Origin of the sequence: Mycobacterium sp. JS623 (assembly GCF_000328565.1) — a bacterium.
Lineage (GTDB): Bacteria > Actinomycetota > Actinomycetes > Mycobacteriales > Mycobacteriaceae > Mycobacterium.
The window spans coordinates 31,521-58,507 of sequence record NC_019958.1 but is presented as its reverse complement, the minus strand read 5'-3'; the positions used below and the strand labels follow the sequence as shown (position 1 = coordinate 58,507).

The following is a 26,987-nucleotide window of genomic DNA, read 5'->3' as shown; positions in this document are numbered from 1 at the left end:
CAGGTAACGGTTGTCAGATTAGAGGAGCTCCATGAGTGCATCGCCAATCCCGAATCGACTGCGTGAGCTGGACAGGACCGCGCAATCACACGGGTGGGACACCATGCCGCTGCGACTGTTCCATGTCTCCGCGGTTGGCTACCTGTTTACGCGGGGTCGCGTGGAGGTGGACGTGCGCGCCGACGCCAACCGCATCGTGCGGGCGGTACGTACAGCACCTGACGCCGAGCACCTGGACGTGATCACCGGTTGCTTCGAGGCTGCCAAGGACTGGCTCTCCGAGGCCGCTCCGCCGGTGCGGCACGCGACACGATTCACGCGTGCGCGCCGAGCACTGTTCGGGCCCGGGGCCGAGTTGATCACCCACGACATCTGCCTTCATTGCCGGGGACCGATCAGCAACGGCGCGATCCATCGTCGGACCGGGGACGCCGAGGCGTGGGTACACCTCCGCGACGAGGATTGGGCTTCTGACGTGCACCCCGCGGCCCCAGCTGGTGGGCCCATCACCGGACACGACCTTCCCGGCCCGTGGCTGGTGGCCGGCGACCCACGACAGCAGTGACGCTGACGGAGTGGCCGACCGCGGGTGCGGCGCCCACCGACCCCGGGGGATGCCGGGGAGGAAAAGGGCGGGCGCTAACGCGTCGGTGAGCCCTGCTAGCTGTGGGCCCAGGGCACCATGGCGCCCATGAGTACTTCTTTTGGGCAGCTTTCCCTCGGCGGGTCGCATCACGGTTCCCACGTCGGTCGCGGATCGTTTATCGACACACTGCTTCGGGGCTTCGCCTGGCGAACTGGAAGCGACGTAGCTCACTCTTTGTTTCGTTTGGCCCCAGCACTTTTCATCATCGTCGCGGTGATCGTCGTCCTGGCCATCGTCGGGGCCCGCCGGTTGCGGAACCGTGGTAAGTCGTGACCAGGGTGGGCTTGATGTGGCCGCGCCGGTCACATCCCAGGCGGATCTTCGCCACCACCAGAGGTGGGAAACGATGAAAGGTGTTGTCGCACTGTGACAGTTCAGCATCCGCGTCCGCTGACGCGCATGGACATCCGGTTGGGTTATGTCGCCGCGCGTGTAGGTGTCACCTACGACGACAAGACCTGCTGGGAGATCACCGATGCTCTGATCGCCGATGCGCCGCTGGACACGTGGAGCGTCGAGGGTGGGCAGGTGGTGACCACTGCAGACCCAGACTTCTGGTCGATCGTCACCAACGTGGTCGGTGCGTAGCCACTGCGCGTCGCTGCGGAGGACCTGTGCGTCGCCTCGCTGGGCGGACTATCCTGAACGCACCGCCGTCCGTTCGGCGGACCTCCCGGTGGCGGCCCCACACCGCCACCGACGTCATGGGGGAACGCCCACGCGGGCGGTGCGGAAGTGAAACCAGTTATTCCGACCTGCTGCTCTGCCGCCGTGGGTGTGTGGGGCGCCCGGTGCAGCACTGAGTGCGACGGGATCCGACGATGAGTGACGACCAAGACACGCGACGCCGACACAATGCGCGCAAGGCCGACGCGCGTCGCCTTCAGAAGCGCTACCCGGGGCTTCGGTACACCGACGCCTACACCGCATCAACACCGGATGCACAAAGCTGGCGGAAGTTCGCGGAGTCACCGGGTTACGCGACGGTGGCCAGCTGCGCGAGCTACGTCGGCGAGGCCGCGTCGCTGCTGGAGGCCGCCGCGAAGGACTGCGGCGAACCTGTAGACCGTGATCGCCGAGTGGAAGGTTTCTACTTCGCGCACTGGTTGGCGATGTGCTTGACCGAAGTCGCCACCTTCGTGGACATGATGAGTGCGTGCGGCCCCTTCGTCCCTGACGATCCCTTTCAACCGTCGCCGGCGTCGCCGGCGTTTCCCGGGTCGCTGCGAACGCATACGGGGCTTCACGACGTCGTCGCGATGCTTACACACGCCAGCTCATGCCTATCGTCGGTTGAGCAGCAGCAGGGGACGCCCGGTGCGCCCGCGGCGATTGTGGTCGTGGCGCGGCACGTGCACGCTTTGCGGGCGTGGAGTGCGCCGCCGTCGGCAGCGGTGGCGGCGCTCTGAGCGTCCTGTTGCAGGCGCGAATGTTCAACTGGTGCTGATGCCCAGTTGAACACTCCGACAGGTCGGGACGTGGGGGGATGGCCCTCGTGTGTACGCGGGGCGCCGACGGGAGCCCAGCCAGCTGCTATCGCCGCTGTGGGCCGCCGAGCCCGGCGTGGTTGCGCAGTTCGGCGATGCGGGCCCGAGTCTTGGCCTCCCACCGCGGATCGAGGGCGGTCATCAAGGTGTGCCAGAACGGGACGGCGACCGTCCATTGCAGTTGGCGGTCGTTCATGGTGGCAGCGGCGGGGGTGCGATGGGCCCACGCCATGGCGAGGGACCTGGTGACGTCGTCGACGACCCAGTACAAGGCCTCCTCGGGGTCGGTCGTCGACTTCCAGATCACACCCTTGATGGGATCGGCTGTGTGGTAGCGGAACTCGGCGCCGATGCTGTAAGACGGTCCAGCGCCGCGGTGGCGAGAGTGTTTGCGCGGCTTCACTTCCTGCGGTCGCGGGATGCTGTCGATGGGTGTCCCCGTCAGGGTGGCCGCGGTCGATATGGCGGCGTCAAGTGCGTGGGCGAACTGCGGGGATGACACCGTGTGATCGCTGTGCTGGAGCATCTGCGACGGCGCCGGCCCGAGCGGAACCTGTGCCGGCGGGTCGGTGGCGGCCGGCGGCGGCCAGTGCTGGTCGGCGGCGGCGGGCGGTGCGGCGGGTGCGGTCTGCGCGGGGCCGGTCTCCGCGGGGGCGGTGTCGATGATGACGGTGGCGGCCCACTCGACCTTGTTCGGGTCGAAGTACGCATCAGCGCTGAGGGTGAGGTCGATGACGAATGCCAGGTCGGCGGCGACGTCGATGGCGCCGGGGTAAAGCGCTCCCGGTTGGTGGGGGTGGACCGTGACGAAGTAGGCCCAAGCGAAGGTGCCCGTGTGATCCTCGGTGAGGTAGGCCGGGTCGTAGCGGTCGCGCTGGGCAGGGTCGATCTGATGCGTGATTGGTTGCGCCAGCTGAGCGCAGTACACGGTGTGCCCGTCGGTCGTGGGCATAGCAGTCACAACCGCGGCCTCGGTGCCGACTACCTCATCGACCTGCACGGCATTCGCCGCGGTGACCTCACGGATCACGAACTGCAACGTCGCAGGATCCTCCATGCTCCTGTACTCCTTCCCCCGGGCTGATCGACCTTGCTGAGGTGCTTATGAGCGCACCCTAGGCTGTGCCGTCGCGGGGGTGCGGGTGTGACGCGGCTTCGCCGCACATTCCCCCCAGCCGCGGTGCCCCGATAGCAATTTTCATGCACTGCCTGGTGTGGACGTCCCACCATCGCCGCCGACGGGTGTCAACAATCGGCGGGATCAACTGGCGGTGTGGCTCGCAGCGTCGCGGACGGCCCGCACCGGGGGCAAGAGGGGGGGCGATGAGCAGAGGCTGGGGTCGGGAGCTTGCAGCGGCGTTCAGTACCCGGTGTATCAGGCAGTTGGCCGGTAAGCACCAGCCCGCGCCGTGGGACCGGCTCGCAACCGTGCTCGAGCATGCTCTGCCCGGTGACACCTTGGCGGGCGCGTTCGACACCGCCTACGCGGCACTGAGGCGCGATTACCGCTGCGAATACGTCTACGCCACCGCTGTGATCAGCCAAGCGGCCGGGACAGGGGAGGTGGTGAACGCGATGACCGGCTTGCCGGTGTTCATGTCGGTGGCCGACCTTGTCATCGCCGGCGAACGGCCAGTGGTCTACGAGATCAAGACAGACCTCGACGGGCTGGGCCGCCTCGATCTTCAACTACATAGCTACGCTACGTGTTTCGAACATGTCGTCGTTCTGACCTCGCCGCCCAAGCTGAACCGGGTGCTCGCCGAAACTCCATGGCACGTCGGGGTATCGACCCTCTCCGAGGACGACACAGTCGTAGCCGTCCGGCCACCCAGTGGGGGACTCGACCGCATCGAGCGTTCCTCACTGTTTCGGGTCCTGCGCCGAGACGAACTGCTCAACATCGTGGGTCGACGCTTGGGCTACGCACAAGACGTGCCCAACACCCGCATCTACCACCGACTCAGCGGACTGTTCATGCAGCTCGACGTCGAGACCGCCTACCACGAATTCGTTACCGAACTTGCCCGCCGTGACCAGCGCAAGCGCCAGGCAGCCCGCGACGCCGGCCTGCCGATGTCACTGCAGGCCGCCGCGGCCGGCCTGAGCCTGACGCCGACCGCCTGGCGGCGGCTCGGTGCGCTGCTGCACCGCCCCGCGGAGCAGTTCCGGCCGCCTGGTCGCAGCGTCGCCGCTGGGTAACCGACCCGTGCCGATCAGACCCTCCGAGCCGCCGCTGTCGCACTTTCCGGCCCAGCTGAGCGTGTGCACACCGCGGTTGTCGGGGTGCGGGCACAGAATCAGGGCATGGACGATGATCACGCCGCGTTGTGGGCCGCCGAGTCGGCGGCCTGTGAACCCGACGCATGGGAGCGCTGGGTCGACGACCTCGAGGCCCAGCTGGGCCACAGCGCCGATGGCGACGAGAAGACCGACGGCTACTCCATGGACCGCTTCTACGCCCAATGGAAATCGGGCATGACCGCGGCAGCTGCAGCGGCGTCGGTTACGCGTCGAGGTGACGTAGAAGCGACGCGGGGAGGGTGACGGTGGGTGGGATGTGGGATGGCCGCTTGGCCGTTGGCGTCGAGGCAGACGGTCTGCGGTGGATGTTCGGACCGTTCGACGGGATGCCCGATGCCATGGGCTTTGTCAGCGCGCACGTATGGGACACCGACCGCTACCGCCATCACTACGCGGCACTGATCGACCCCGCAGAAGCCGCTGACCGGTTGAATCCTCGGGTCGGCGATCCCGATGGCGAACCCGGCCTGTTCGGTGTGCCGCCCCGCGATCGACGCGAGCCGCTCGAGGTTGCGTTGCGCGAGGCCATCGCCCGCCGGCACGGAGCAGCCGGTGAGGGACCCTACGGCGACGGCCTGTTCGCGCACCTCGACATTCATCGTCCCTGGCGGGTTACCACCAAGCCGCAAGAGTGCTGGGACGGCGATTGTGAGCACGATCGTGATCCCGAAGGAGGATGCGCCGCGACGCCACGTTTGGAGCTGTGGTGCCGTGGGTGCACCCCTGTGTATATCGGCGGCGGCGAGTACGACGGCACGACCTACACGGAGTGCCAGGTGGACTGGCCCTGCAGCCCCGTGTTGGCGATGTGCGTCTCCTTCGAGGTGCCACTGACCGGCAAAGCGCTGCCCACCCAACGATGAACCGAGAACGCGCGCCGCATGGGTGCCAGTGGGTCCGCGTCGCAGCCTTCGCCGTGTTGGTGGCATCCGCAGTCGGGGCCGCCGCGTTGTTGATCACCGCGCCGAGCGCGGATTGTCGCACCGTCCGCGCGACGGTGTCCTACATCCACGAGCACCGCGACCTCATCGCAGACGACCAGATCGACGCGGGGCCGCCCCTCAGCGACTACCTCGCATGGGCGGACGCATTGCAGCGCTTCGCCGAGTCGACATCGTCACCGTCCGTGAGGCCCGAGCTCGATCGCATCGCCGATCGGGCCCGCCACACGATGGGGATGGTGGCTTTGGCCAGGGACAACCCGGCCCCGTCCGGCTCGGCCAGCCAGCGTGGGATCGCCGGCGGCTTCGCCGTCGACGTCTCCGACATCGTGGATACCGAACAACGTGTCATGGCGGCCTGTCGCTTCGCATGAACCGCCCCCGGCCCTAGGCGCGGAAAGTCCACTGCGACACACCCTTCCTCCGATATCGGATGCCGGGCGGCGGCCAAGATAGTCAATGGTTGGCCAGCTACCGGTGACCGCGAGGTCCTTCGAATCGTGGCGGCGTGATCAGTAGAGCGGAAGACGCTACGGGACAGGGATATTCGAATGACGACAAGCAGAACGAGCCGGCGCGGCAACTGCTCAGCCGCACCGAAGGTCACAGCTGCTGCTCTACTCCAGATGCTGCGCGCCCACCATGGTCTGACAGGCCCGGCCGATCAATGGGCCGGCGGAACCCTCGTCCCTGAAGTGTCTCCGAACGGCCCCTTCGGGGACGGCCGACGCGCAGACGCCGTCTACGTCGGATACACCGCCGCGTCGGGTCGATGCCTCATCGGATACGAAATCAAGACCTCGCGCGCTGACTGGCGCCGCGAAATCACCCGTGCAGCAGACAAAGCGGACCAGTGGGCCGATCAATGCCATGAGTGGTGGATCGTCGTATCCGACCCCGCGATCGTCAAAGACGGTGAACTGCCGCACGGTTGGGGGTTGATGTCGCCACCTACCGGCGGCGACCATCTGATGACGGTCCATGTGCGGGCTGAGCGAAAACGCGACCACCAGCCGTCCTGGGATGCGTTGCGCTCGATCATGTCTCGCCTAGAGACTCTGCGCGCCAGCACCATCAAGAACCAGACATGGCAGATCGAGCAGGAGACGCGGCGCACAATCCGGTTGCAGGTCGAGGCCGAATTCGCGAAGCGACGCGGTCCCGACGCCCAAGAACTCCACCGACGACTGCGGGTGCTCGAAGATGCGCTCGGACTCCGCGTGAACTGGGGTGATGCCTCCACAGCCATGTATCCCACCATTGACGTCGCGGCGATCGCTCAGATAGGCGCAGCGGTAAAGGAATACGGCAACATCACCGCCGCCGCCGAGGCTATAGCGGCGCGAATCCGACCCTCGATCAGATCGCTACGAACGCAGCTGGACTACCTGGACCGCGAAGTCGACGACCTGCAAGGCGCCGCGACGGCCTGCACCTCAGCGGTGCCCGGCAGTGGAGCCCGGGGATGAAACGCCGAACCTGCATGGCGTAACCCTGTGAGAAAAACAGAACGGCTGACAGGCAACGAGTCGGTTCGCGCGTGGTCGTGCTATCCGGCTCAGATGACAAGAATGGGAACACCGTTGCAGCAGACCAAGATTCCGGAACCGCAGCTGGTGCAAATGCGTCAGGCCGCAGTCACAGCGGGCCGTGCGTCGAAGTTCGTCGATCCACATGCCGTGCACGCCTGTCTGGCGGTCATCCAGCGGCGCGGTGAGGAGTGGGCGCGCTCGGTCCTGGGCCGCGATCTGGCGCGTCGTAGTCTCGCCGACGCGCGATGGCCCTACCTCCTGACAGGAGAAGAGCATGTCATCGTCGCAGCAGATGTCGAGGAAGACCGACTGGCGGCAGCCTTGCTGGATCCAGACAATGATCGCTGAGTTCTGGGGCATCCTTGAGAGGCGTGGGTGTGATCACGGCGATCGCCAACCACTTCTGTATCGAGCCGGGGAGAGGCGCCACGTGCAGCAGGTATTGGGACTGGGCGGGGTTGCATGTCGCTGAGTGCGGCGGTCGCCGGGCTGCTTCTGGCTGCGGCCGGGGTGGTCCTGTGCATTCTCGGTTTCGTTCTGCTGGCCCAGCGCCGCCCATGGTGGGCGCTCCTCTGCCTGGTTCTGGCGCTCGCCGCAATAGCCGGAGTAGTGATCACTGGTTGACAGAGGACTGCCGGTCGGTCGGCGGTGCAAAGCTTCCGGAAACCTGTGCGAGTTTCAGTGTCGGTGCCTGGTGGGTGGCTCGTCGCTATGCATCATGGCTGCCAACGGCAATCGAAGAACGTTCTTCGGGGAGGTGCGTAGTGGACATCGCGCGGCTCAGCGATCGGGCACTGATCGAGCGGATGAACAAGGCCGAGGACTTCGGATACGACGACGAGCAGGTGGAGCTGAACCGGCGATTGGGTAGGCGAGGCCTGCAATGGCGATGGGCGCCTGAGGAGCAGATCTTCGGCCAGCACGTCGAAGTATTCGATCCTGCGACCGGTCAAGTGGTTGCCCTCTGATCCCTCGGCGATGGTGCGGTTGGTGGTGCAATCCGCGGGCTCGCCGATTCAGCAAGCGCGAGGGTCGCCCTGAATGAGATCAGGTCAAGCACACGAAAGGTGAACTAGGCCAATGGACGAAGCGTCGAATCTGCTCAACCTCGACGGGATTGATGTCTTGGACGTGAACGGCGACCCGCTGGAGCTATTCAGCGCCTACGTTGCGGACGGGCGGTTGATCATCTCGGTACGCGGCACGTAACTCCGACGGTGGTTTCAATCGTGCGGACCATCCCCCGCGACGGGACGCCGTTCGGTGGGTAGGGATGCGGCGAAGCGGCTCAGGGTGGCGCGGGCCGCGGCAGTCACTTCGGATACTTCGCCGGGTGGTGCGTCGCCGGCTGTGCAGTATGAGTCGAAGGTGTCTTGGAGATCCGAGAGGGCTTGGGCGGGTTCTGATAAGCCGATCACGGTGAGCACGCTGACGTAAAAGTCGATGGTCTCGCGTGCGCCGTCGAGTTCTTGGGAGAGAGTGTTGGCGTCGTCGGCGCTGTAGGGCTGACCCGATAGTTCGGGTGCGCGGGTCGCGATGCGCATCCAGTGCAAACGGATGGCGAGGTGGCGAACGGTCTGTACGGCGCGTGCGGCGTCGACGAGGACATCGCGTCGCTCGGCGCGTGTGGCCCGGGCGTCCTGCGCTTGCCGGTCGAGGCGGGCTTCGCGAGCTTGGGCGGCGAGCTGCTTGTCCAGGTTGGCGCTGCTGGCCGCGATCTGACGCCGGCCTATGACGAACGCGACGCATGCCGCGCCCAGGGCGATGAGAGCGGCCGCCGCCGGCGCGAGTTCTCGAACGAGAGTGAGCCAGGGTGAATCGACCCACGTAGGGGCGGCCGCGGTCAACGCCATGGAGGCGGGGTGGCCGCAGATGCGGCGTCGAACGCTGCGCGGCGATGGCGGTGATCACGGGCGAAGCGGCGGCTCAGGGTGCGGGCCCGCATGATCCCGGGCTCGTAGTTGACGAGGTGCTGGAGTTGCTCCTCAGTCAGGCTGTCGAGGTGGCCGTGACCGTCACGCCCGGTGATGACGATGTCGCCGTGCAATAGGGGGACCTGGCTTGCGGAGAAGGTTGTGGTGGCCAGCAGGAGTTCGGTGGCGTGTTTGTTGACCAGTGAGCGCGAGCGCGGGCTGAACCACATGATCAGGGATCCGTGGGCGGTGGTGGCGGATTCGAGGCGTCGCGGGCTCTCACGGATGAGTTCGGCGACGTCGAGGAGGTCGTGCAGCCGGGTGCGGTAGAACTCGCCGTTGTGGCTGGCATGCAGTGTGGTCAGCAAATTGAGCATCCATCGTGGTCGTGTCGTGTCGACAGGTTATCGCGGCGTGAGCGGCATGCGCCGACGATGAACGGCCCCGGGTCGACCGCGCCGTTCATCGGAGGTCTGCGGTGTCGCGGCGACGGCCAAAACAGCGCGCGTCCGTCCACCGGGAGGCCAGAGAGCCGGAACTCTGTAGATTCGACCAGCAAGGTAGTCGGCGGCTCTTCTGCGTCCCGAAGGATCAGCCGGAGGGGATTGGAGCAGGCCTATGGACGTAACCGATAGCGATTCCGGCGATGCTGTCTTCCGAATGAAGCCTGCCGCCGCGATCGAGGTCCTGGCCCGACAGTTCGTCGATGGGCAACGCCTGCTCGCCCACGCGCGACAAGTCCTCATCACGTTGCCTGCTGATGCTCCCGTTGACGTTGTGACAGAAGTGCGCCAACGTGTCGACGATTTGGTTGCTCTGTGGAATAGCCAGCAAGGCCCCAATCTTGCAGCGTGCTTCCGGCTCGCGTTGGAGGTGCTCGATACCTACGGCCCTGAAGGCGTCGATGTTGGGGATCTCACCGATGCTGCCATTTGGAACAACAAGTACTTCGTGTGGTTCAGGGAGTTCGGCGGCGCCGTCGACGGCGGGAGCGCCGGGTGAGTCGGCGCTGTGATGTGGTGGTGTTGCGATGCGCGCGCGCCGGCAGAATTGCAACAGGATGACGAGCATGGATCCCTCGGAATCACAGTCGGAAGGGACAACTTCGGACGGGACTGCGCCGTGGACGCCCCGGGCCCCGGGGCCGGACCCGTTCGCGGAGATCGCGGCCGGTGTCGAGCAGGGAGCTGCCGCAGAGGAGCACCAAGAGGGGCCTGGCGCGTCGCCGCTACATCCGAACGCAGCCGACGAGCGACTTGGCCCGCCGACTGCCCACCTCTTGACTGCAACAACCGCCCCCGACACCCCATCCGGCACCCGGGCGGCCACGACTAGACGCGCAGCTCAAGTCGGTGCCGCGGCGGCGGTGGGCATTGCCGCGTTCCTGATTTTGGGCCTGTGGAAGCCGGGCTTCCTGAACACCACCAAGCTCGACATCACCGTCGCTCAACGCAGCATCGAGCAGCTACTTTCCGACAAGGCTAACGGCTATGGACTGGGCGCGGTCTCCGACGTCACCTGCAACAACGGCCAGAACCCCACCGTGCGCGCCGGCGCAACGTTCACCTGCACCGTGCGCATCAACGGAATCCCGCGACGTGTCAACGTCTCCTTCGACAACTCCTCGGGCGACTACACGGTGAGTCCCCCGCAGTGACGGTGAGCAAGGCCGCGCGCACCACCAGTGTCTTGCTCGCAATAGCTCTGGCCGGCGCTGGTTGCACCCCGATCGTCGACGGGCACGCCCATCGAGACCGGGGCTTCACCGCAGATTCGGCGATCCCGGGTCTTCTGCGCCCCGGGAACTACCCCACCACCCCGTCGCGGCCGCTCGGTACGGCTGATCAGGAGGGACGCAACGGCACGGTGATTGAGGCGCAGCGCCTGGCCGGTTATGTCGTGGGCCCCTGGGAGGTCGACCCCACACTGCTGCATGCCGTCGTGACCGAAACCTACGCCCTCAAGAATGCGAAGGCGCTCAGTGGGCTACTTCCTGACCCAGTGCAATTCCTCGCCGAACGGCACCACTTCGTGCTCGGGTTCTCGTCGGACCGAACCACCTCCATCGAATCAGGGGGACAAGCCGGCGGGGCCAAGGGCCTTACCAATTCGGTCTGGGAATTCGCCTCGCCCGACGACGCGCGGGCCGCGGCCGACGACATCAGCCAACAACCCCCGCCCGCCGCCCTGTATCCCAACGGGCAGGTGTCCCCTCACAGCGTCCCTGGGTATCCGCAAGCCCGCGCCCGGGCAGGCACACTCACCGACGGCACCAGTACCGTCGAAAGCTTCACCCCCCATGGCAAGTACGTCATCTACAACTACAGCCGCATCCAAAAAGGCGACAGCGACGAAACCGCCGAACTGATCGCCAAGATCCTGGACCTGCAGCTCCCGCGCCTCGACGAATTCCCGGCCACCGATCCGGCGCAGTTTGGCACCCTTCCCGTCGACTCGAACGGGGTGCTGCAACGAACCCTGCCGGTAGCCCGCGAAAATCTCACGATCCAAAACGGTGTGTTCGAGCCGCGGGCCGCACTGCACTTCCAGGGCGCCCCCGTCGTCTCGGCCAAGCTGTTCGCTGACTCCGGCATGCAAGTCCAAGGCGTCGGGGACGCGGCCGCGGTGTACTCAACACCCGATGCTGCCGCCGCGAAGACACTGTTCGACGGCCTCACCCGAGACATCACCGCCGACGCCGACTTCATACCGCTCCCGCCGGCCGACGGCCTGCCCTCGACGACGGTCTGCAGCGGTAAAAGCAAGACCGATCCGCTCAGTCTCTACCAATGTCTTCTCACCGCCGGCCGCTACGTCGCTGTGGTGCTGGCCACCCATCCTGAAGAACTTCGCCAAAAGTCCGCTGCGCAGTATCTGATGCTCACCGCCCCCTGACGGCGTCGGCGCGCGGCCGGGGGAACGGGCCCATGCCGCCGGTAGTTTGAGGCGATGAACAGCACCGAGGACGCGTCGTGACGCTACCTCCAGGCACCACCATCGCTGGCTACCGCATCGAAGAGCGACTCGGCGCCGGAGGAATGGGCACCGTCTACAGAGCCGCCCACCGCTCCTTGCCCCGTCACGACGCCCTCAAGATCCTCAGCGCCGAACTCTCCCACGATGAACAGTTCAGATCCCGATTCGTTCGCGAAGCCGATCTGGCGGCCACGCTCGATCACCCCAACATCGTCACCGTCTACGACCGCGGGGAAACCAGCGACGGTCAACTGTGGATCGCAATGCAGTACGTCCAGGGCACCGACGCCGACCGTGAGCAGACCGCCGGCCACATGGCACCGCAGCGCGCCGTTCATATCGTGACCGAAGTGGCCGCCGCCCTCGACTACGCGCACGGCCGCGGCATCATCCATCGCGACATCAAACCCGCCAACTTCCTCCTCGCCGCCGAATCTGGTCGCGTGCTGCTGGCCGACTTCGGCATCGCGCGCGCACTCAATGAAGCCTCGGCACTCACCCAGGACGGCACCGTTATGGCCAGTGTCGCCTTTGCTGCACCCGAGACCCTCGCCGGTGATCCTCAAGCGGTGGGTCCGCGCGCCGATATCTACTCACTGGGATGCTCGCTGTTCCGACTGCTCTCGGGGCACGCGCCATTCAGCGGCGGTCTCGCGGGAATGGCGGCCGCGCACTTGTTGCAAGCGCCGCCGTTGCTCACCGACCGTGCCCCGCACCTGCCCGTAGCCCTCAACCCGATCTTGGTCCGGGTCATGGCCAAGGATCCGGCTGACCGCTACAGCAGCGCGGGGGAGTTCGCCGCGGCCGTTGCAGCTGCCCTCGACGAGGTCCCCGCCGGTACGTCGGCGCGGTCCGGGCAGTTCACGGATCCATCGGCAGCCGAGGCGTCGACGCCTCCCGATGGCCGGTTCTTTGGCCCACAATCGGGACGCAGCCGGCCGGGAGCTGCGCACGTGGCCGCCCGTTCACGGCGACGGTGGTTGCGCCCGATCCTGCTGATGGCCGTCGTGGCGGCCGTGGCCGCAGCCGGAGTTCTCTGGTGGTGGCCCGGCCGCGCGCCGGAGGCGGTCTATCTGCCCCAAACCTTCGACACCACCCACGGATCGATCACCCTGGCCTCGGCGCCGTCAGCCGTTGCCGTCGTGGGGCCGGGCGATGCGGACGCCGTGTTCGCGCTCGGTGTGCACCCGGTAGTTGCCGTCGCCGCCGGCGGGACACTTCCGGGATGGCTGCAGGCGAAAGACGCCACGGGGACCCACGTCCTTGGTTTCCTCGATACGGCCGCCGTGGCGGCAGCCCATCCCGACGTCATCATCGCCTCCGGCGCGATCGACGATGCGACGTACACGAAACTGACGGCGATCGCGCCCACCATCACTGAACCCAAAGCCCTGCGTCCCCAGGACTGGACATGGCGCGAACGACTGAAATGGGTTGGGCGGATCCTGGGCAAACAGCAATCGGCTGATGAGCTGATTGCCCTGTCTGATTCGCAGTTGGCTGACATGCGCAACGCGAACACTGAGGCGTTCAAGAACAAGTCGGCGACGGCGATCACCCTCACCGACTTCGGGGTCGGCCAAGTCCTGACACCGTCGAACACCGCGGATTACCTGACTGCGCTGGGCTTCGTCTACAACCAGGATCTCAGGCGCGAAGCCACCGACGCCACTGGCCTTCGGCCGCTGGCGAACCCCGAGAAGCTCTACCAAATCGAGTCCGATGTCCTTCTCGTGATTCGCACCGATAAGGACGCCGGCGGGGGAGGCTTCTCTGGGCTACCCAAGCAGCTCGTCGCTTACCACGGGACCATCGTCGTCGCAGATGACCCCAACGTCGTTGCGGCGCTTGATGATCCTGGCGGGGTGCTGGCCACCCAGTATCTCAACGAGAACCTGGCCCCCCAACTGGCCGCGGCGCTGCAGTAGCGCTGACGCGCTCGGTCAGGCCCGCAGATTCGCCACAAGGCCATCCGCGATGACGCTGGCCTGGGCAACAGTGTCACCCGGCCCGCAAACCAACGTTTCGATCACCGTGTTCAGGTAGGCGGTCACGACGTGCGCACACGACTTCGCGGCCCCCTCCTGACGAGTCATCAGCGAGACTGCCCGATCCTCGGAGGCCGTGGTGATCGGCCCACTGACCCACGGTGTCGTGTCACCGTTGGAAAACGAGGTGAACGCCTGCCCTTCTGGGCACATGCGCCATTCCCCGGTGATGGTCGACAGCACCATCTTCGGGTGGTCCACCGTCGTCCAGGATGAGACAACCTGCGCCGCAAGCACACCGGTCGCGTCATCGCTGTTGGCCTCCCCGGCCATGCCTTCCAGGAGCGAACTCATGTAGGCGGTGCTGCGCGCCGGGAATGCCCGGTAGTCGCACTGCGGAGGTTGCATCACCGAACTGAAATCCGGCTTGTCGTAGGTCTGTATCGGCTTCAGGCCGGCGTCTCCCACCGTCTCTGCGACGGCGTCGCGCTTGAGAAGTTTCGATCCCAACGACGTCGGCGTGATGAAGCCGCTCGAAGGGCCGTCCCCGGCCGGTGGCGCCGCGGTGGAAGGTGTGCTGGGTGGGCTGGTCCGTAACGTGTGCGCTGCACCAGGGATGGTCGTCGTGCACCCGGTGACCGCGGCCGCGCAGACGACGGCCACGACGCCAGCCGCGCGCGCACCGCGGGGCCTCATCGTCATCGCGGAGCCGTTCCGCCGGGGCCCTGGAGCTGGGTGATGAGCGCAGCAAGGGCTGCGGCCGTGACCGGGTCGACGTCCCGGCCGTCCTCGACGGCCAGGACTGCGTCCGCGGCGACGCCAGCAGCGTTGGCGGCCTCCTCGGCGGTCAGCCCGCCGGCGGTCCGGGTGGCGTAGAGACGCTGACCGAGAGTGGCGTACGGCGAGCGCGCCGCCTGGGTCATGAGGTCTCCGTACAGTTGGCGTACCGAGCCGAGTGTGCGCGCGATCGCTGGCGTGCCCTTTGCCGTCCGCGCGGCATTTGCGACCACGTGCTCCACGTTGCGCAGGTCGGCCAAGATTGACGTCACCACCGGTGTGTAGTCAGGATCGTCGATAGCGGGGAGCCGACCGACGGAGGCTCTCAGGGTGGCCAGGTGAAGTTCGATTGCGCTGGCCAGCAGGGGAGCCTCTACTGTCGTCGACAACGAGGCCGCGGCTTCGTCGCGAAGCTCTCCGAGATATCCGGCAGGCCAACCAAGTGCATGTTCGAGTTTCGAAATGGTCTTCGCCCGCGGCCACCGGCGCCCCTTCTCGAGTGCGATGAGAGCACCAGCGGCAACCACGCCGTCGCGGGCCAGCTTGCGTTGAGCCAATCCGAGCTGCTCGCGGCGGGCGGCGACCTGAGATCCGACCCGAGCGATGATGGGGTCGACATCCTCGGTGTCGTCAGCGAAGTCCTCGTCGAGATCGGCGTCCGCGTTGGGCTCTGCCGGGTCGGCGGGGTGACTGGGTGCTGTCTCGGTCACCGTGAGTCGGACTGGAATGCCCTCGGGAGCACCGAGATGCACCTCCGTGGTGGCACTGATCACGATGTCCTCGAAACGCTCGCCGGCCAGATAGGTGCCGTTACGACTGGTGTCGACGGCGTGCCAGCCGTCCTCGCGAGGCTCAAACAGCAGGTGTCGCCGGGAGACGCGGTTGTCGGGAATGTGGATCGTCGCCGAGGGGTCGCGTCCCAGCGTGGCGACACCGTCGTCTGGCTGAACTGCGAACGTTGTGGTGCCGCTGGTCGCTACCAGCAGCGGAGGGATGTTCGGCACGGTCAAATCGTATCCCATGCTGCTTCATCTTTAAATCGCACACCAAGGGCGATTCGACGGGGAAAACGGGCTAGTTGCTGCATCTTTGCGCGGGACAGCTGCTGGGGGACGATTGGGCGTTTCTCGCATTTGCGCTAGCCGCCGGACGGTCATATGCAGGTCAGATGGCATGGCGGAGCGCTCCGACAGTTGCGTACTGCAACACGGGTGGACGCGGAGTGCTTCATCTTTAGGTGTTGCATGTGATCTGGCGCATGGTTATAGTCTTCCCATATGCTTCATCTATTTGTGTAGCACCGGGAGGTTTTTCCAACTCATGACTGCCAACGCACTCCGCGCCGCAGGCCTTACTGATCGCGGCAACCCTCCGCTCGTCGAGGCGCTCGCTGGGCCCCCACTGTTGAAATCGGTCGCCCCCGTCTTCGACCAAGATCACACCCCAGCAGACCGCTACGGCGCTGACGTGCTCGATTTCGTCGTCACCGAGACCACCTACACGGTCGAAGTCACTCAACAGCGACCCGGGCTCCCGTTCACCGCAAGGTTCATCAGCGGCGAAACCGATTGGTACGCCGACGGATACGAAGCCGGGCAGGCGACCCACCACGAATCCGAACAAGTCTTTCGAACGCCACTGCCCGAAGTCTTCGAGCTCGTCAACTACTGGCTGCTCACCGAGCACCACATGGCCGTCCTCCCGCACAGCTGGCACATCAACTCCCTCGATGCCGACAACCAACTCTCGCTCCTCGGCCACGCCGCACCCGCTCGGACAACCGGATGAAGCGCCTCCCCGTGACCTGCCCGCCTGGCTGACCCCTCCCGCGAGCTGCCGGTTGATGAGACCGTTCATTGAACGAGCATCGACCAACCCCGACCTCGGACGCACCTGCCAGGCCGGTCTGCGGAGATAGTGTGCGTCGCGCCGTGTCCGTCTCGTCTGACCACCGCTGCAACCGCGACACTGCAATCCCGGAAGCGCGGCACGTGCAGTGCCCACATCCGAGAACCTAGGGGAGAACACATGTCGACGACGCGGCCACGCACACTCACCGACCTCGACGCGCTAGCCAAGGACGTCGGGGAACACCTCGACCGGCTCGGCGTCCAGCGATGCGACTGGGTGCGGGTAGCGAAGGTCGGTGAAGAAGGCGGAGAAGTCGTCGGCGCACTCATCAAACGCTCCTACGGGCGCGCCGAAACCGCCGACGTACTGGCAGAACTTGGCGATGTATTCCTGGCTGCGCTCGGCGCCGCCGACCAGCTCGGCATCGCACCCTCGTCCGTCATCGCCGCGCGGTGGGCCGACGTGGCACCCCGCTCCAGCGCCTAATGCCGCAACTGGGCCCCACCGTCGAACGCCAACGGGAACGCCCGGAACCTCGCCGACGCCCATGGCCTGGCGCCGTAACGCATCGCCGGCTATCGTAAGTGGCAAGCCACTTAATTAACGACGGGAGGGGCGACATGCACTCGCTCATCGACAGCTCCGCGCGATCGCAGGGACTCACGGTCACCGACTTCTTCGCCGGCGCAGGCGGATCCTCTGAAGGACTACGCCAGGCCGGCTACCGCATCGACGCCTGCGCCAACCACTGGGAAACCGCCGTCGACACCCACCGCCTCAACCACCCCGACACCGAGCACCACCTGGCCAACCTCCACGACGCCGACATGCGACGGTTCCCCCGCACCACCCTGTTGTGGGCCTCACCGTCATGCGTGTGGCACACCCCCGCCGGTGGGCGAAAGAAGCTGCCCGTCAACGAGGAAATGAGCCGCAACGACGCCGGCGCTCTCGACCGCGCCACTGCGTTCGCCGTCATCGCCGCCGCCGAAGCGCACGCCTACGAAGCAGTCATTGTCGAGAACGTCCCCGAGTTCGCCGACTGGGTTCTCTACCGATGGTGGCTCGACGGCATGCGCGCGTTGGGATACTGCGCCCAAACCGTGGTCCTCGACGCCGCCCACTTCGGTGCACCCCAACGTCGGCGCCGCTGGTTCGGCGTTTTCACCCGTGATGGCGCCGTCGACCTCACACCCCCTCTACGCGAGGCGGTGCCGGCGGCCGCCATCCTGGAAGCCGACCTCGGCACGCGACTCACCCGCCGCCTGTACGTCTCCGCGCAGATCGACCAGATCACCGACACCGACGTCCCGCACCTGGTGATGTACCGGCGCAACGCTCGACCCCGCCGTGCCGACCAAAACCCGCTGGCCACCATTACCGCAGGGGGCAACCACCATGGCCTGGCCACCGTGTCCTGCACCGGCGTCTACCACCGCATGCTCACCAACCGTGAATGCGCACGCGCCCAGGGATTCTCCGACGACTACCAATTCCTCGGCACGGCCAAGCAGGTCAAACGCCAGATCGGCAACGCAGTGCCGGTGCCCGTCGCACGATGGTTGGGCGAGCGCGTCGCACAGGCACTGGCCGATCGCCAGGCCGCGGCGTGAGCCCCGCCGTGCGCGGGCCGGCGCCGCGCCCGTGCCAGTCCTGCCCCTACCGCCGCGACGTCCCCTCGGGAGTGTGGGCCGCCAGCGAGTACGCCAAACTCGGCGCCTACGACCGAGACACGGCCGCTCAACCTGCCGAAATGTTTCTTTGCCACCAGAATTCACCGGAGAGCGCCGAATCCCGTCTCTGCGCCGGATGGGCTGGGTGTCACGGAGATCAGCTACTGGCCCTGCGATTGGCCGGCGCGCGCCGCGACATGCCACCGGAGGTGGTGCGGGCGGCGATGAACTACACCAGCCCGGTGCCCCTGTTCGAAAGCGGGGCGGCCGCGGCCCGTCACGGCCTGCGGGACCTCGTCGCTCCCGGCCCGGCCGCGAGTGCGGTGATCGACGCGATCGTTCGCCGCCGACCCGACATGCGATAGCAGAACACAGAGCCTCGAAGTCATAGGGTTCGAGTCGCTGAGCGTTAGCCGGTCATCCCGAGGCTTTGGATCGCACCAGGAAGGATTGCATCACGATGACAACCGACGATTGGGAGATGCAGCTCAAGCACGCCGCAATGCGGGGTAGCCCGGGATTCCACGAGGCGCTCCGCGGCGCACAAGCGCTCACATGTGCAGAGATGCAGCAGCGGATCGAAATTGAGCTGGCGAGGTACCCGGGCCACTCGTACCTCATCGTCTTTCAAGCGGACGCTGCGCCGACGATCCAAACGAGGGAGCAAGCTGACGAATGGCGGCTGTTCGAATGCGATACCGCCGGGTGCAAGGCGGTGTTCGCCGCCGATAAGGACCACTCTGGCGACAGGCGTCCACTGGAAATGGTGGCCCAGGGGTGGACCTCGACGGTGGGCGGTCGTGTTCTGTGCCCGCTACACCGCAGCAACGGGTTGTCGTAGCGCAACGATGAGCGGTTTGGCTGAAGCGCCTGCCTGATTTCAACGGCGACGACGTCTTGCTGTTGGCCGTCGACGATGCTGGTTTGGCGGCCTTAGTAGCAGCTATGGTGACCGCGTTGCAGAACGGAGCGTCGCGGCTGCAGCGACGACGGTCCCATGAGTTCGCCGTCGTCGACGACGGGGCTGCCCACATCGCGGTCGGCGATGCGTGTGTGGCCTGGCGGTTCAATCGGATCAAGGCGCGCGAGATCCTCGAGAAGTCCAAGGCGTTGGGCGGGGACGGTCATCCCGGTCATCTTTACGTCGACGAGATGTCGAGTGCCGCAAGGACTCTCGTCATCTCGCTCAACGAGTACCTGGAACCCGCATGGCTGACCGAGGGAAGAGCGTCGATCTTCACCCGCCGGGACCCGGACTGATCGGCGTCCGCGCTCACGGGTGGGTGGCCGTGTACACCGCCAGGGCGGAGATGAGGGCCAAGGTCAGGGCGACGATGATGGCCGGCGGGAGTACCAGGATCAGCGGTGGTCGCTCTTTGAGCCCCTGTTGGCGTGCGACGGCGCGGATGAGGTCGCGGCCTTCGCGGGCATTGAATTGGTAGTCCAACACGGGCTCGATACGGCGGTGGTCAGAGAGCGCCCAGATCTTCTGCCGGCTCAGGCACAGGATGCGGCCGCTCTGCACTTCCCACAGGATATTGGCGACGAAGGGACGCCCGGCCCGCCAGTTGAGGGTGATCTGGCGGTCGATGATGGTGTAGTAGTTCGGCTGTTGTTTGACGCGCCACCGGAAGCTGTTGCGTAGTCCCTGGCGCCCACCAGCGCCCACCAGCGCCCACCAGCGCCCACCAGCGCGCATCGGCGAGGTCGAGGCGTACATCGAAGCCTCGCTTGGTGTCGGTGACGGTGTAGGGCGTTCCGGAGGTGGCCGCGGCAACGGCGTCCCGAAAGGCGTTCGTCACGGTCGATTTCCTCTCGCCCCGTGTGTGGGAGTAGTTGTCGGTGCGAGCTGCATGCGGTGGCCGGCGTCACGGCTCGAGGTCGGCTTCGGGTCGGTTGCGCAAGACGTGGACGCGTTCTTTGGCGACGAGTGGAGCGTTGGTGGGGCCCTTGACGTAGTCGTCGATGTACTGGGGTCGACGCTGACTGTTGCGCGGCCCGCATGGCTGCTGGCGCCAGTAGCCCTCTACCGGGATGCGGTGGTCGAGTTGCTTGCCGGCACCGGTCGACCGGCGGGTGGCTGAGCCACGTCGGAGAAGGTCGACGATGGTGACCGCCGAGGGTGCCGACGGTGATGCCTCCAGGTCGTCGGTGTCACTGTCGGGCGGCGGTGCCGGAGGCGTGGGCTGACCGATGGTGCGGGTTTCGGTGACGTTGGCCTGGCCCATGAGAAGCCAGGCGGCGCCGAGTCCGCTCACGAAGCGGTGCGACCCGACCGTTTTCTGAACCTCCGCGGTGCGCGGTACGTCAGGATTGAGCATGACCGTGTGGCTGCCCCAGACTGGCGATGACATGCCGACCCGGGTGAGCGCGGTAGTCGCCGAAGTGTCCCGGCTGCAGGGCAGGAGCTGCATGAGGCCGTCTGGGCGAGTCCACCATACGATGCCGTCCCACGGCAGTTCGGTGATGTTGGTGGCCGCATCGAGTGGCATGGGGGAGTAGTCGCTGGATCCGAGTGAGGCCTCGGTGTGCTCCGCCGACGGTGTGGCCCACGTCGTGGTGCCCGCGGACTTCGCCCAGCAGAGGAACCCCGATTGCGCTGGGGCGGCGATGGCGGGTGTCCACTCCGGGAGGGTGTCCGCGGCGTGCATCACCGTATCGACCGCTTCGCGCGACACCCAGTACAAGGGTGCGCTCCGGATGGCTGCTGCCTCGTCTTTGAGAACTTCGGAGATCGCCGCCATCTTCGCCGTCGTCCGGTCGATGCGCTTGCGCATCGCGACGAGCTGCGCTGGTGGCTGAGGGGGTAGTTCGGTGAGGAGGTGGTCCCAGGAGTAGTTCGCGACCGCGTCGATCGCACGGCACCACTGGCGGCGGATGTCGGGCATGCTGGTCGCCGCCCACGGCGTTGTTCCGCGTCTGCTCATCGCGTCCCCCTCTCGTCGTCGCCGTCCATTCTGCAATGCGCGGCACCTCGCGGGGTCCCCCAGGCGCGCGACCCGGCCCTCAACATGGGCGCACCGCGCGCGTACGTTGAAGTGGTGGGTCCTTTGTGGACAATCGACCAGGCCGCGCACTACTGGGGTGTCTCCGCCGCCCGGGCGCGCAGCATCGTGTCCTCGCGCCGCATCGACCGAGTCACCGGTTACTCACGTGCCGCGATCCTGTCGGTAACCCTGCGTCGCGGCGCCCGCACCGACCTCATGCCCACTGCCCGAGCTCTTACCCTCGCCGAAATCGCCCGCTCCCTCGCGCACACGGAATCGGAGCCCACCCGCTGGCGCATGTTCCTGGAATTCCGCCGCGGCGCAGCAGATGTCGGACGCGCCGCTTTGTCCCTGGTCGAAGCGGAGCCCGTCCTGACCGGCCAGCCACGCTACGACGCGCTCCTTGCCGCGGCCGCCGAGGACATCACGGCCCACTACGGGACTCCGAGCCCACTGTGGACGGTCGCCTGGGAACGATTCCTCACCTCGGCCTGGTGGGTCAGCGATCTCCCGTCAGCCCGGCTCTACGCGCTGGCGGGCACACCCGCAGCGTTCCGCCGGCGCGGCATCTACGTCGATCGCTACGACCTCGCCGACGACGGAAGGGTGTCCGTGCCCGAACCGCTTCTCGGTCGCGATGACACGCTCGACGCGTTCACCGACCTTGCGGCGCGCCTCGAACACGCCGACGTGATCGGGCAGGTACACGTGATCGGCGGTGCGGCCATGTTCTTGGCCTACCGTCCGGTCCGGGCCAGCACGCGCGACATCGGTGCGATGTTCAGCCCGGATGCCGCGGTGGTCGACGCGGCGCGCGACATCGCCCGCGAACGTCGATGGCCAAGCACGTGGCTGAACGATCACGCCGCGGTCTACGCCTCGAGGAACCCGGGGGAGGGTCCGCGGGTTTTTGATCACCCGCACCTGCACGTGATGGCCACTCCGGCGGACCACCTGCTGGCCATGAAATTACTTGCGGGACATTCGACTTCGGACCGCGAAGACTGCGCGAGGCTGATTGACTATCTGCATGTCAGCACTCGGCAACAAGCGTGGGACATCGTCGCTCGATTCTTCCCCGGCATCCGCATTCCACAGAGGTCAAAGCGTGTAGTCGAAGACCTGATCGGACACTAGGGGCGCATGGTGGGTGCGGGTAAACGCCCCGAACTTGCGTCGGATGAACGCCGCCGGTGATCACTGCAGGTTGCAAGGCACGCCCGATCGGAACGTGCTACGCGGCCATTGTGGTTCGAGCCGCGGTATGGCCCGGCTGCTACGATCGAGGCAGCCCGCTTTCGCAGCGGCCCCCTAGCACACTCGACCACGCCGAGAGTTCCTCTAGGGCAACGCCCTTCGGGCGATGCGACAGATTGCTTCCATTCGACGGTCGGCCAACGGGTGTGCGTGGCACTTACTTCGACGTTGGTCGCGACTTTCGACGGGACAACTGAAACGATGACAGACCGACGGAACAACGCGGCCAAGGCCGCTGCCCGCCAGCTCCAAAGCCGCACCGGCATGAACTACCGCCAGGCGCTATCGGCCACAACACGTCCAACCGCAGTGGCGGACACCGAAGTCACTCTCGAACAGCTCATCGGCCCCTATATCGGTGACACCTCCTCCAACGTATGGGGCCTGATCGAAAAACTCCCTGACGGTGCGTGTTTGACGATAACCCGAGCGGCTAGCCTCTCGGGACCCCATGACCACTTTCGACAGGAGCTCGTCGACGAGCTCGTCGCTGCCCTGGGACGCAAGCATCTCCTTATCCATCTACTCGTCGGCGATGCCGGCCTTTGCCGCAGTGCAGCGATCAACTACCCGGGACTGCAGACCGCGGGCATTGAACTGCGACCGGGTTCATGAGTCGAGGGACGATTCGTCGTGAGCGGCGAGGCGTCGATCACGTCCTCCGCCCTACCGCCATGCTCGATCACGCGTTCTGGAGTTTGCACCCGGCGTCGCTGGCCCGTGCCGGTCGAAGGCGCCTCTAGCTGCGCCTAGCCCCTTCAACCGATCGGTACCTCAACAGTTCGGTCGCGACATCCGGTAAGTGCTGCGCGGGCGTCGTCGAGGAAGGTGTAGGCGGTCGACCGGCCGAAGAACGACGGGTAACCGGGGACCCGAGAACAGCCGATCCGCGGCCAATCCGGATCCGGCGAGGCGACGGAGTTCAGGATCCGCGGGGTCGCGGCACTGGCCCATCTCAGGGGCGGATTGGCTGCCATTAGCACCAAGCCGGCGCTGGTCGGCAGCATCGTATGAATGACCTCGGCAAGGGCCCACGCCCGGAGATCGGGATCAGCGATAGCCACCTGCGCGCCCAGAACCAGCAGTGCCACGCTGATCGGCATCCCCGCGGTGAAGTCGTCGTCCTCGTCGAGATCCTCGCCGAGCCAAGAGTCGGTGAACAGCACGGCAAAGTCGCCGGCACGCTCGCCGAACTGCGGCAGGACATCGCAGACCGGTTCGTAACCCAGCCGCAGGACGAGGAACTCAACGCTGCCGACCACGACATCGGGCGCCTGGCCGTGCGCGTCGAGTGCCGACATGCAGATTTCGGCGCGCCAGTCCAAGCAGTTCGACACTGTGCAGGCTCTCGTAGTGCACCCGGGGAACGCCCAGTTCCACCGTGCTCAGGTCACAGCTGCGGGGGAAGTAGCGCTGGCGGTTGCCGAGGAAGGTGTTCAGTGCGATCGCGTTCATGGGTGTCTCCTTGCCGACGGAGTCTTCCCCACCTGCAAATCATCGCCCGATGGTGCCGACGCGTAACGGCCACGACGCAGCCGACCCCGACCATGCGGGCCGCGCCGCGCGGCATGCGGCGGCAGTGCACGCCGCTCTGGACCGAGTGATGGCCGAGGAATTGGAAGTACTGCGCCTCTTGAAGGACACGTGACCGAGTACCTCGACCTCGACGACCTCCGCCTGGTTGCGCTCCGCGCCGTCGGTGATGCCCTTGCTGTGCGTGACGACGATCTTCTCGAGTCTGCTCTGGGGCGGCTCCACGCAACGGTGTTCGGTGCCGACGCCTACCCCGACCTGTACTCCAAGGCTGCGGCGCTGATGCATTCGCTGGCCAAGAATCACCCTCTCGCGGACGGCAACAAGAGGTTGTGTTGGACCGCATGTCGAACGTTTCTCGTACTGAACGGAGTGCACGTCACGGCCACGGTCGAGGATCGGTTTTCCTTCGTGGTTGCCGTGGCTGCCGGCCAGGTGGCCGACGTGCCGGCTATCGCCGCCCAGCTGCGAGTCTGGAGCGTCTAACCCGCGCGCCTGCCCGCCGAGTTGGGGGCGACCGCCACGTGTCCCGTGGGAAAAGCGACTCGTTCTTGTGTCGGTGCCGGCTGGCAAGGCTGGGTCGGGTGATCCTGCCGGGGCGCGTCTGGTCGGCGCGATCAGACGAGGGGGTGGGCTCATGGAACGACGGCTGCGCGGGAACTTGATCGGCGCGCGGAGGCCATGGCGGGCCGGGGCGGCGTCGGCGGTGGCCGTCGGTCTCTCGGCGACGCTGATGGCGTGGCACGTTCGACATGGTGGGCCGCTGACCGCCATGGCGTTGCCGATATCGGTGATAGCGCTGTGCACAACAGCCGCCATCCGGTGCCGACGAGCAACGGAATTGGCGATGGGTGCCGGGCACCGTAGGCGGTGTGCACCGCAGTGCAACGAACCAATGGGTTCACCCGCAATGGCGGACTCCTGCCCCCACCTTGGGGCCGCCTGCCCAAGCCGTGAGCAGGACGGGCTCCGCTGATGGTTACGGTGGCTGAATTGGTGAACGAGAGCGGGAACGTCTGGGCGTTGACCCGGGTGCCCGACGGATCGCTACTTGCGCGCATTGAAGGGCGCGCGGAGCGGGTGCTCGGCCCGGCCGCGGCGTGCCTGGTGGCCGATCACGGATTCGAGGTGGGCCGGTGGAGCGAGTGCGATCCGGGGCGCTACGCGTATCAGGTCGGCGACTGAGAGCACAGGCAGCGCAGGCGATGGACGCTTGTTAGTGGCAAGCCATAAATCTACGATGGGCAGATGAGCGGCAGCCAACACAAAGACCCGGCGATGACCGTCCGCGTCCCCTCAGGGCTCAAAGCCGACGCTCGACACACACTCGCGGGCCGCGGCCTCGAACTGCGCGCCTTCATTGTCGCGTGCCTCACCGCCTTGCGTACACACCCCGAACAGGTCTTGGCAGTTGTCGAACCCTACTGGCCCGACCCCAACCCTCGCGGACGGCCGCGACGGGACGAGCCGTCTGTTCCGCGGCACTAAGCCAGCATGCCGACCGTCGTGCCGAGATGAGCGAGTCGGCGCGACAGAAAGTTCGATACGACACCTACCGGCTACACCCGCACCGGCTCGTGATGCAACACGATGTGAATCGCCAAAGATATTGCCGGCGATTCTCAGGAGGCTCACGATGACGACGACACGCAGCGCACCGGCTGGGGTGGGACTGCCGCCACCGCGGCCCGACGGGACTCTCGACCAGGCAATCGCTGTCGGCGACCAAGCGGCCATCCAAGCGTGGGCCCTCTACTACGCATACGAGAACAGCGTGGGAATGAGCAGCGTGCTCGGTCTCTGCAGGACGGTCGAGGACATCGGATACGCGTTGACCGGACAGCGCTTCGAGGAACCAGAGAGCGTGTGGAACGTCGTCGCACGCCTGGCCCGACAACAGGGATTCGCAGAGCGCGTCGACGAAGTCGAGGCGTCATACACGCACGCCGGCTGAGTGCACACCATGAGGTTCGCAAATCCGTTGCAAGATAGCCGGATCCGGGCAGCGTGTTGACGATGGGCTATGAGAACAAGTTCGTGGAGCTCAACGTCGTGGAAGCGGCATTAGCCGAGGATGAAGACGGCGTAGACACACTGCTGGAGACGATGCTCGCGGGCGAACGCCGGGCCTTGAGGCGGAGCCTGCGTGCCGTGATCAACGCCATCGATGTCCTCGACAACTGAAGGCCACATGGTCACCCCCGCCTGGAGTAATCACCCCGTGAACGTCGCGACCCACCAGCGACCAGCGGCCGGCGGACACGTCGATTCCGCCGGCATCGACGTTGGCGACTAGGGACATCGGGCGCACGGCGTCAGTCTCGACCGGAATGAAAGGAACAGGACCGCCATCATGGGCTTCAACACAACCGTGGTCATCCGAAACGATGGACTGGCCGAGATCGGAATGCATGCAGAAGAATTCGTCATGGCCGTCAAGAGCCGGATGGCCACCGGCGGCGAGATCGCCGTGGGAAGGCACGCCAACGTTGCCACGGTCCACGCCGCCGATCATGCCGACGCCGTGGTTCTCATCGCGGTGGGTGGAAACTACTCCACGAAGGTCTACACCGGCACCTACGCCGGTCCGCACCACACCGAGGACGGCGCGGCCGCCCTACTGAAGCAATGGGCCGAATCACTGGGCTACCGCCTGACCCGGCCGTGACAATCGGACGACAACAAGGCCATCAAAGGCGGCGAAATGGCCGGTGAGCAACTCGGTTTCGACCTCTGGCCGCGCACCCATGACCTCCCACCTCGGTGGGACGGCTTGGCTGTCGAATGGGGCGCGTGGTCACCAACCCAGGGGATCAGAATATGTGGGCGAAGCGCACGATCGGTGCATCCTTGCACACAGTGCGCGGGCACGTCCCTACCCGCAATGAGTATAGGCCGAGCGTGGGCGGACGCCGACTCGGATTCAGCAGAACACGCTCCTTCGGTTACTGCTGCGCTGCAGCGGAATACGCGCCGCCTCGCGCTCATCCTCACCGCTTTCCGATGCCCAGCTTGCGGCCACGACTGGGTGCTCGATACCGATGGGCAGGCATGGGATCTCGACGAAACCGACTACACCGACCTCGGCTCCTGGCCGTGAGCGTCTACACCTGAAGTGCGTT

General features: G+C 66.2%; 41 protein-coding genes. 31 read left to right on the top strand and 10 right to left on the bottom strand.

What is annotated here, in order from left to right; translation table 11 throughout:
- Positions 1-31: 31 nt before the first annotated feature.
- The 3 genes from MYCSM_RS33415 (at position 32) to MYCSM_RS33405 (ending at position 2,055) form a co-directional block, all read left to right on the top strand.
- The gene (locus tag MYCSM_RS33415) at positions 32-565 is read left to right on the top strand and encodes a hypothetical protein (protein ID WP_015297957.1); all 534 of its coding nucleotides are present in this window, start codon (positions 32-34) and stop codon (positions 563-565) included.
- A gap of 447 nt (positions 566-1,012) precedes the next feature.
- Positions 1,013-1,234, top strand: a complete 222-nt coding sequence (locus tag MYCSM_RS33410; protein WP_157681611.1) for a hypothetical protein — start codon at positions 1,013-1,015, stop codon at positions 1,232-1,234.
- 233 nt (positions 1,235-1,467) lie between these two features.
- The gene (locus MYCSM_RS33405) at positions 1,468-2,055 is read left to right on the top strand and encodes a hypothetical protein (RefSeq protein ID WP_015297955.1); all 588 of its coding nucleotides are present in this window, start codon (positions 1,468-1,470) and stop codon (positions 2,053-2,055) included.
- A 124-nt stretch (positions 2,056-2,179) separates the two neighbouring features.
- Here MYCSM_RS33405 and MYCSM_RS33400 read toward each other — a convergent pair whose 3' ends face one another.
- Positions 2,180-3,190 carry an immunity 63 family protein gene (locus MYCSM_RS33400; protein WP_015297954.1) on the bottom strand — a complete coding sequence of 337 codons (1,011 nt, stop codon included), beginning with the start codon at positions 3,188-3,190 and terminating at the stop codon, positions 2,180-2,182.
- 266 nt (positions 3,191-3,456) lie between these two features.
- Here MYCSM_RS33400 and MYCSM_RS33395 point away from each other — a divergent pair, with 266 nt between their 5' ends.
- From MYCSM_RS33395 to MYCSM_RS38810, 9 genes are all read left to right on the top strand, one after another.
- Positions 3,457-4,335: a sce7726 family protein gene (locus MYCSM_RS33395; RefSeq protein ID WP_015297953.1), complete on the top strand. Its 879-nt coding sequence runs from the start codon at positions 3,457-3,459 to the stop codon at positions 4,333-4,335.
- Positions 4,336-4,440: 105 nt separating this feature from the next.
- A complete protein-coding gene (locus tag MYCSM_RS33390) occupies positions 4,441-4,680 on the top strand; it encodes a hypothetical protein (RefSeq protein ID WP_051074012.1) in 240 nt (79 codons plus the stop codon).
- A gap of 11 nt (positions 4,681-4,691) precedes the next feature.
- On the top strand, positions 4,692-5,300 hold the full coding sequence (locus tag MYCSM_RS33385; RefSeq protein ID WP_157681610.1) for a hypothetical protein: 609 nt from the start codon (positions 4,692-4,694) through the stop codon (positions 5,298-5,300).
- Entirely contained in the window at positions 5,297-5,752 is a 456-nt protein-coding gene (locus MYCSM_RS33380) for a hypothetical protein (RefSeq protein ID WP_015297950.1), read from the top strand. Before MYCSM_RS33385 ends, MYCSM_RS33380 begins: the two co-directional genes overlap by 4 nt.
- Positions 5,753-5,929: 177 nt before the next feature.
- Complete coding sequence (locus MYCSM_RS33375) at positions 5,930-6,847, top strand: hypothetical protein (RefSeq protein ID WP_157681609.1); 918 nt, start codon at positions 5,930-5,932, stop codon at positions 6,845-6,847.
- A gap of 102 nt (positions 6,848-6,949) precedes the next feature.
- The gene (locus tag MYCSM_RS33370) at positions 6,950-7,258 is read left to right on the top strand and encodes a hypothetical protein (RefSeq protein WP_015297948.1); all 309 of its coding nucleotides are present in this window, start codon (positions 6,950-6,952) and stop codon (positions 7,256-7,258) included.
- Positions 7,259-7,372: 114 nt separating this feature from the next.
- A complete protein-coding gene (locus tag MYCSM_RS37580) occupies positions 7,373-7,534 on the top strand; it encodes a hypothetical protein (protein WP_015297947.1) in 162 nt (53 codons plus the stop codon).
- A 140-nt stretch (positions 7,535-7,674) separates the two neighbouring features.
- Positions 7,675-7,878: a hypothetical protein gene (locus MYCSM_RS33365; RefSeq protein WP_015297946.1), complete on the top strand. Its 204-nt coding sequence runs from the start codon at positions 7,675-7,677 to the stop codon at positions 7,876-7,878.
- 112 nt (positions 7,879-7,990) lie between these two features.
- Positions 7,991-8,119 (top strand): hypothetical protein, encoded by a 129-nt coding sequence (locus MYCSM_RS38810; RefSeq protein WP_015297945.1) that lies wholly within the window; start codon positions 7,991-7,993, stop codon positions 8,117-8,119.
- A gap of 14 nt (positions 8,120-8,133) precedes the next feature.
- Here the strand turns inward: MYCSM_RS38810 and MYCSM_RS33360 are convergent, their stop codons facing one another.
- The 3 genes from MYCSM_RS33360 to MYCSM_RS37575 all read right to left on the bottom strand — a co-directional run bounded on the left by MYCSM_RS33360 (position 8,134) and on the right by MYCSM_RS37575 (position 9,894).
- A complete protein-coding gene (locus MYCSM_RS33360) occupies positions 8,134-8,763 on the bottom strand; it encodes a hypothetical protein (protein WP_015297944.1) in 630 nt (209 codons plus the stop codon).
- Complete coding sequence (locus tag MYCSM_RS33355) at positions 8,754-9,200, bottom strand: hypothetical protein (protein ID WP_015297943.1); 447 nt, start codon at positions 9,198-9,200, stop codon at positions 8,754-8,756. Before MYCSM_RS33355 ends, MYCSM_RS33360 begins: the two co-directional genes overlap by 10 nt.
- 214 nt (positions 9,201-9,414) lie before the next feature.
- Positions 9,415-9,894 carry a hypothetical protein gene (locus MYCSM_RS37575; RefSeq protein ID WP_157681608.1) on the bottom strand — a complete coding sequence of 160 codons (480 nt, stop codon included), beginning with the start codon at positions 9,892-9,894 and terminating at the stop codon, positions 9,415-9,417.
- Between MYCSM_RS37575 and MYCSM_RS36555 the strand changes: the two genes are divergently transcribed.
- The 3 genes from MYCSM_RS36555 to MYCSM_RS33335 all read left to right on the top strand — a co-directional run bounded on the left by MYCSM_RS36555 (position 9,893) and on the right by MYCSM_RS33335 (position 13,727).
- The gene (locus MYCSM_RS36555) at positions 9,893-10,480 is read left to right on the top strand and encodes a DUF4333 domain-containing protein (protein ID WP_015297941.1); all 588 of its coding nucleotides are present in this window, start codon (positions 9,893-9,895) and stop codon (positions 10,478-10,480) included. The genes MYCSM_RS37575 and MYCSM_RS36555 overlap by 2 nt on opposite strands.
- Positions 10,477-11,718, top strand: coding sequence for a DUF7373 family lipoprotein (locus tag MYCSM_RS33340; protein ID WP_015297940.1), 1,242 nt, complete (start codon positions 10,477-10,479; stop codon positions 11,716-11,718). Before MYCSM_RS36555 ends, MYCSM_RS33340 begins: the two co-directional genes overlap by 4 nt.
- 77 nt (positions 11,719-11,795) lie before the next feature.
- On the top strand, positions 11,796-13,727 hold the full coding sequence (locus tag MYCSM_RS33335; protein WP_015297939.1) for a serine/threonine-protein kinase: 1,932 nt from the start codon (positions 11,796-11,798) through the stop codon (positions 13,725-13,727).
- A gap of 15 nt (positions 13,728-13,742) precedes the next feature.
- Here the strand turns inward: MYCSM_RS33335 and MYCSM_RS33330 are convergent, their stop codons facing one another.
- Together MYCSM_RS33330 and MYCSM_RS35575 are read right to left on the bottom strand one after the other, a co-directional pair.
- A complete protein-coding gene (locus tag MYCSM_RS33330) occupies positions 13,743-14,489 on the bottom strand; it encodes a sensor domain-containing protein (protein WP_015297938.1) in 747 nt (248 codons plus the stop codon).
- On the bottom strand, positions 14,486-15,586 hold the full coding sequence (locus tag MYCSM_RS35575) for an FHA domain-containing protein (RefSeq protein WP_015297937.1): 1,101 nt from the start codon (positions 15,584-15,586) through the stop codon (positions 14,486-14,488). The genes MYCSM_RS33330 and MYCSM_RS35575 overlap by 4 nt, the downstream gene beginning before the upstream one ends.
- 298 nt (positions 15,587-15,884) lie before the next feature.
- Here MYCSM_RS35575 and MYCSM_RS33320 point away from each other — a divergent pair, with 298 nt between their 5' ends.
- The 6 genes from MYCSM_RS33320 (at position 15,885) to MYCSM_RS33295 (ending at position 19,348) form a co-directional block, all read left to right on the top strand.
- Complete coding sequence (locus MYCSM_RS33320) at positions 15,885-16,352, top strand: hypothetical protein (protein WP_015297936.1); 468 nt, start codon at positions 15,885-15,887, stop codon at positions 16,350-16,352.
- A 240-nt stretch (positions 16,353-16,592) separates the two neighbouring features.
- Positions 16,593-16,901: a hypothetical protein gene (locus MYCSM_RS33315; RefSeq protein ID WP_015297935.1), complete on the top strand. Its 309-nt coding sequence runs from the start codon at positions 16,593-16,595 to the stop codon at positions 16,899-16,901.
- A gap of 134 nt (positions 16,902-17,035) precedes the next feature.
- A complete protein-coding gene (locus MYCSM_RS35570; RefSeq protein WP_015297934.1) occupies positions 17,036-18,028 on the top strand; it encodes a DNA cytosine methyltransferase in 993 nt (330 codons plus the stop codon).
- The gene (locus tag MYCSM_RS33305) at positions 18,025-18,453 is read left to right on the top strand and encodes a DUF6283 family protein (protein WP_015297933.1); all 429 of its coding nucleotides are present in this window, start codon (positions 18,025-18,027) and stop codon (positions 18,451-18,453) included. The genes MYCSM_RS35570 and MYCSM_RS33305 overlap by 4 nt, the downstream gene beginning before the upstream one ends.
- A gap of 95 nt (positions 18,454-18,548) precedes the next feature.
- On the top strand, positions 18,549-18,929 hold the full coding sequence (locus tag MYCSM_RS33300) for a hypothetical protein (RefSeq protein WP_015297932.1): 381 nt from the start codon (positions 18,549-18,551) through the stop codon (positions 18,927-18,929).
- 107 nt (positions 18,930-19,036) lie between these two features.
- Positions 19,037-19,348, top strand: a complete 312-nt coding sequence (locus MYCSM_RS33295) for a hypothetical protein (protein WP_198345149.1) — start codon at positions 19,037-19,039, stop codon at positions 19,346-19,348.
- Positions 19,349-19,361: 13 nt separating this feature from the next.
- Here the strand turns inward: MYCSM_RS33295 and MYCSM_RS33290 are convergent, their stop codons facing one another.
- Positions 19,362-19,808, bottom strand: a complete 447-nt coding sequence (locus tag MYCSM_RS33290; protein ID WP_015297931.1) for a hypothetical protein — start codon at positions 19,806-19,808, stop codon at positions 19,362-19,364.
- A 148-nt stretch (positions 19,809-19,956) separates the two neighbouring features.
- Positions 19,957-21,015: a hypothetical protein gene (locus tag MYCSM_RS33285; protein WP_015297930.1), complete on the bottom strand. Its 1,059-nt coding sequence runs from the start codon at positions 21,013-21,015 to the stop codon at positions 19,957-19,959.
- 114 nt (positions 21,016-21,129) lie between these two features.
- Between MYCSM_RS33285 and MYCSM_RS33280 the strand changes: the two genes are divergently transcribed.
- Together MYCSM_RS33280 and MYCSM_RS33275 are read left to right on the top strand one after the other, a co-directional pair.
- A complete protein-coding gene (locus tag MYCSM_RS33280) occupies positions 21,130-22,212 on the top strand; it encodes a hypothetical protein (RefSeq protein WP_232425893.1) in 1,083 nt (360 codons plus the stop codon).
- Between the two features lie 321 nt (positions 22,213-22,533).
- The gene (locus MYCSM_RS33275; protein ID WP_015297928.1) at positions 22,534-22,947 is read left to right on the top strand and encodes a hypothetical protein; all 414 of its coding nucleotides are present in this window, start codon (positions 22,534-22,536) and stop codon (positions 22,945-22,947) included.
- Positions 22,948-23,090: 143 nt separating this feature from the next.
- Here MYCSM_RS33275 and MYCSM_RS33270 read toward each other — a convergent pair whose 3' ends face one another.
- Together MYCSM_RS33270 and MYCSM_RS36550 are read right to left on the bottom strand one after the other, a co-directional pair.
- Positions 23,091-23,633: a hypothetical protein gene (locus tag MYCSM_RS33270; RefSeq protein ID WP_051074002.1), complete on the bottom strand. Its 543-nt coding sequence runs from the start codon at positions 23,631-23,633 to the stop codon at positions 23,091-23,093.
- A complete protein-coding gene (locus MYCSM_RS36550; RefSeq protein WP_015297927.1) occupies positions 23,578-23,787 on the bottom strand; it encodes a hypothetical protein in 210 nt (69 codons plus the stop codon). The genes MYCSM_RS33270 and MYCSM_RS36550 overlap by 56 nt, the downstream gene beginning before the upstream one ends.
- Before the next feature lie 49 nt (positions 23,788-23,836).
- Here MYCSM_RS36550 and MYCSM_RS37570 point away from each other — a divergent pair, with 49 nt between their 5' ends.
- From MYCSM_RS37570 to MYCSM_RS38640, 8 genes are all read left to right on the top strand, one after another.
- Entirely contained in the window at positions 23,837-23,980 is a 144-nt protein-coding gene (locus MYCSM_RS37570; RefSeq protein ID WP_015297926.1) for a hypothetical protein, read from the top strand.
- On the top strand, positions 23,977-24,351 hold the full coding sequence (locus MYCSM_RS33265; protein ID WP_015297925.1) for a type II toxin-antitoxin system death-on-curing family toxin: 375 nt from the start codon (positions 23,977-23,979) through the stop codon (positions 24,349-24,351). The genes MYCSM_RS37570 and MYCSM_RS33265 overlap by 4 nt, the downstream gene beginning before the upstream one ends.
- Before the next feature lie 510 nt (positions 24,352-24,861).
- The gene (locus MYCSM_RS33260) at positions 24,862-25,050 is read left to right on the top strand and encodes a hypothetical protein (RefSeq protein WP_157681607.1); all 189 of its coding nucleotides are present in this window, start codon (positions 24,862-24,864) and stop codon (positions 25,048-25,050) included.
- Positions 25,051-25,113: 63 nt separating this feature from the next.
- Entirely contained in the window at positions 25,114-25,353 is a 240-nt protein-coding gene (locus MYCSM_RS36540; RefSeq protein WP_015297922.1) for a hypothetical protein, read from the top strand.
- A gap of 148 nt (positions 25,354-25,501) precedes the next feature.
- The gene (locus tag MYCSM_RS33255; RefSeq protein WP_015297921.1) at positions 25,502-25,819 is read left to right on the top strand and encodes a hypothetical protein; all 318 of its coding nucleotides are present in this window, start codon (positions 25,502-25,504) and stop codon (positions 25,817-25,819) included.
- A 62-nt stretch (positions 25,820-25,881) separates the two neighbouring features.
- A complete protein-coding gene (locus MYCSM_RS37565; protein ID WP_157681606.1) occupies positions 25,882-26,049 on the top strand; it encodes a hypothetical protein in 168 nt (55 codons plus the stop codon).
- 169 nt (positions 26,050-26,218) lie between these two features.
- Positions 26,219-26,533, top strand: a complete 315-nt coding sequence (locus MYCSM_RS33250; protein WP_015297919.1) for a hypothetical protein — start codon at positions 26,219-26,221, stop codon at positions 26,531-26,533.
- A gap of 216 nt (positions 26,534-26,749) precedes the next feature.
- Positions 26,750-26,965, top strand: a complete 216-nt coding sequence (locus MYCSM_RS38640) for a hypothetical protein (RefSeq protein WP_232425892.1) — start codon at positions 26,750-26,752, stop codon at positions 26,963-26,965.
- Positions 26,966-26,987: the final 22 nt, after the last annotated feature.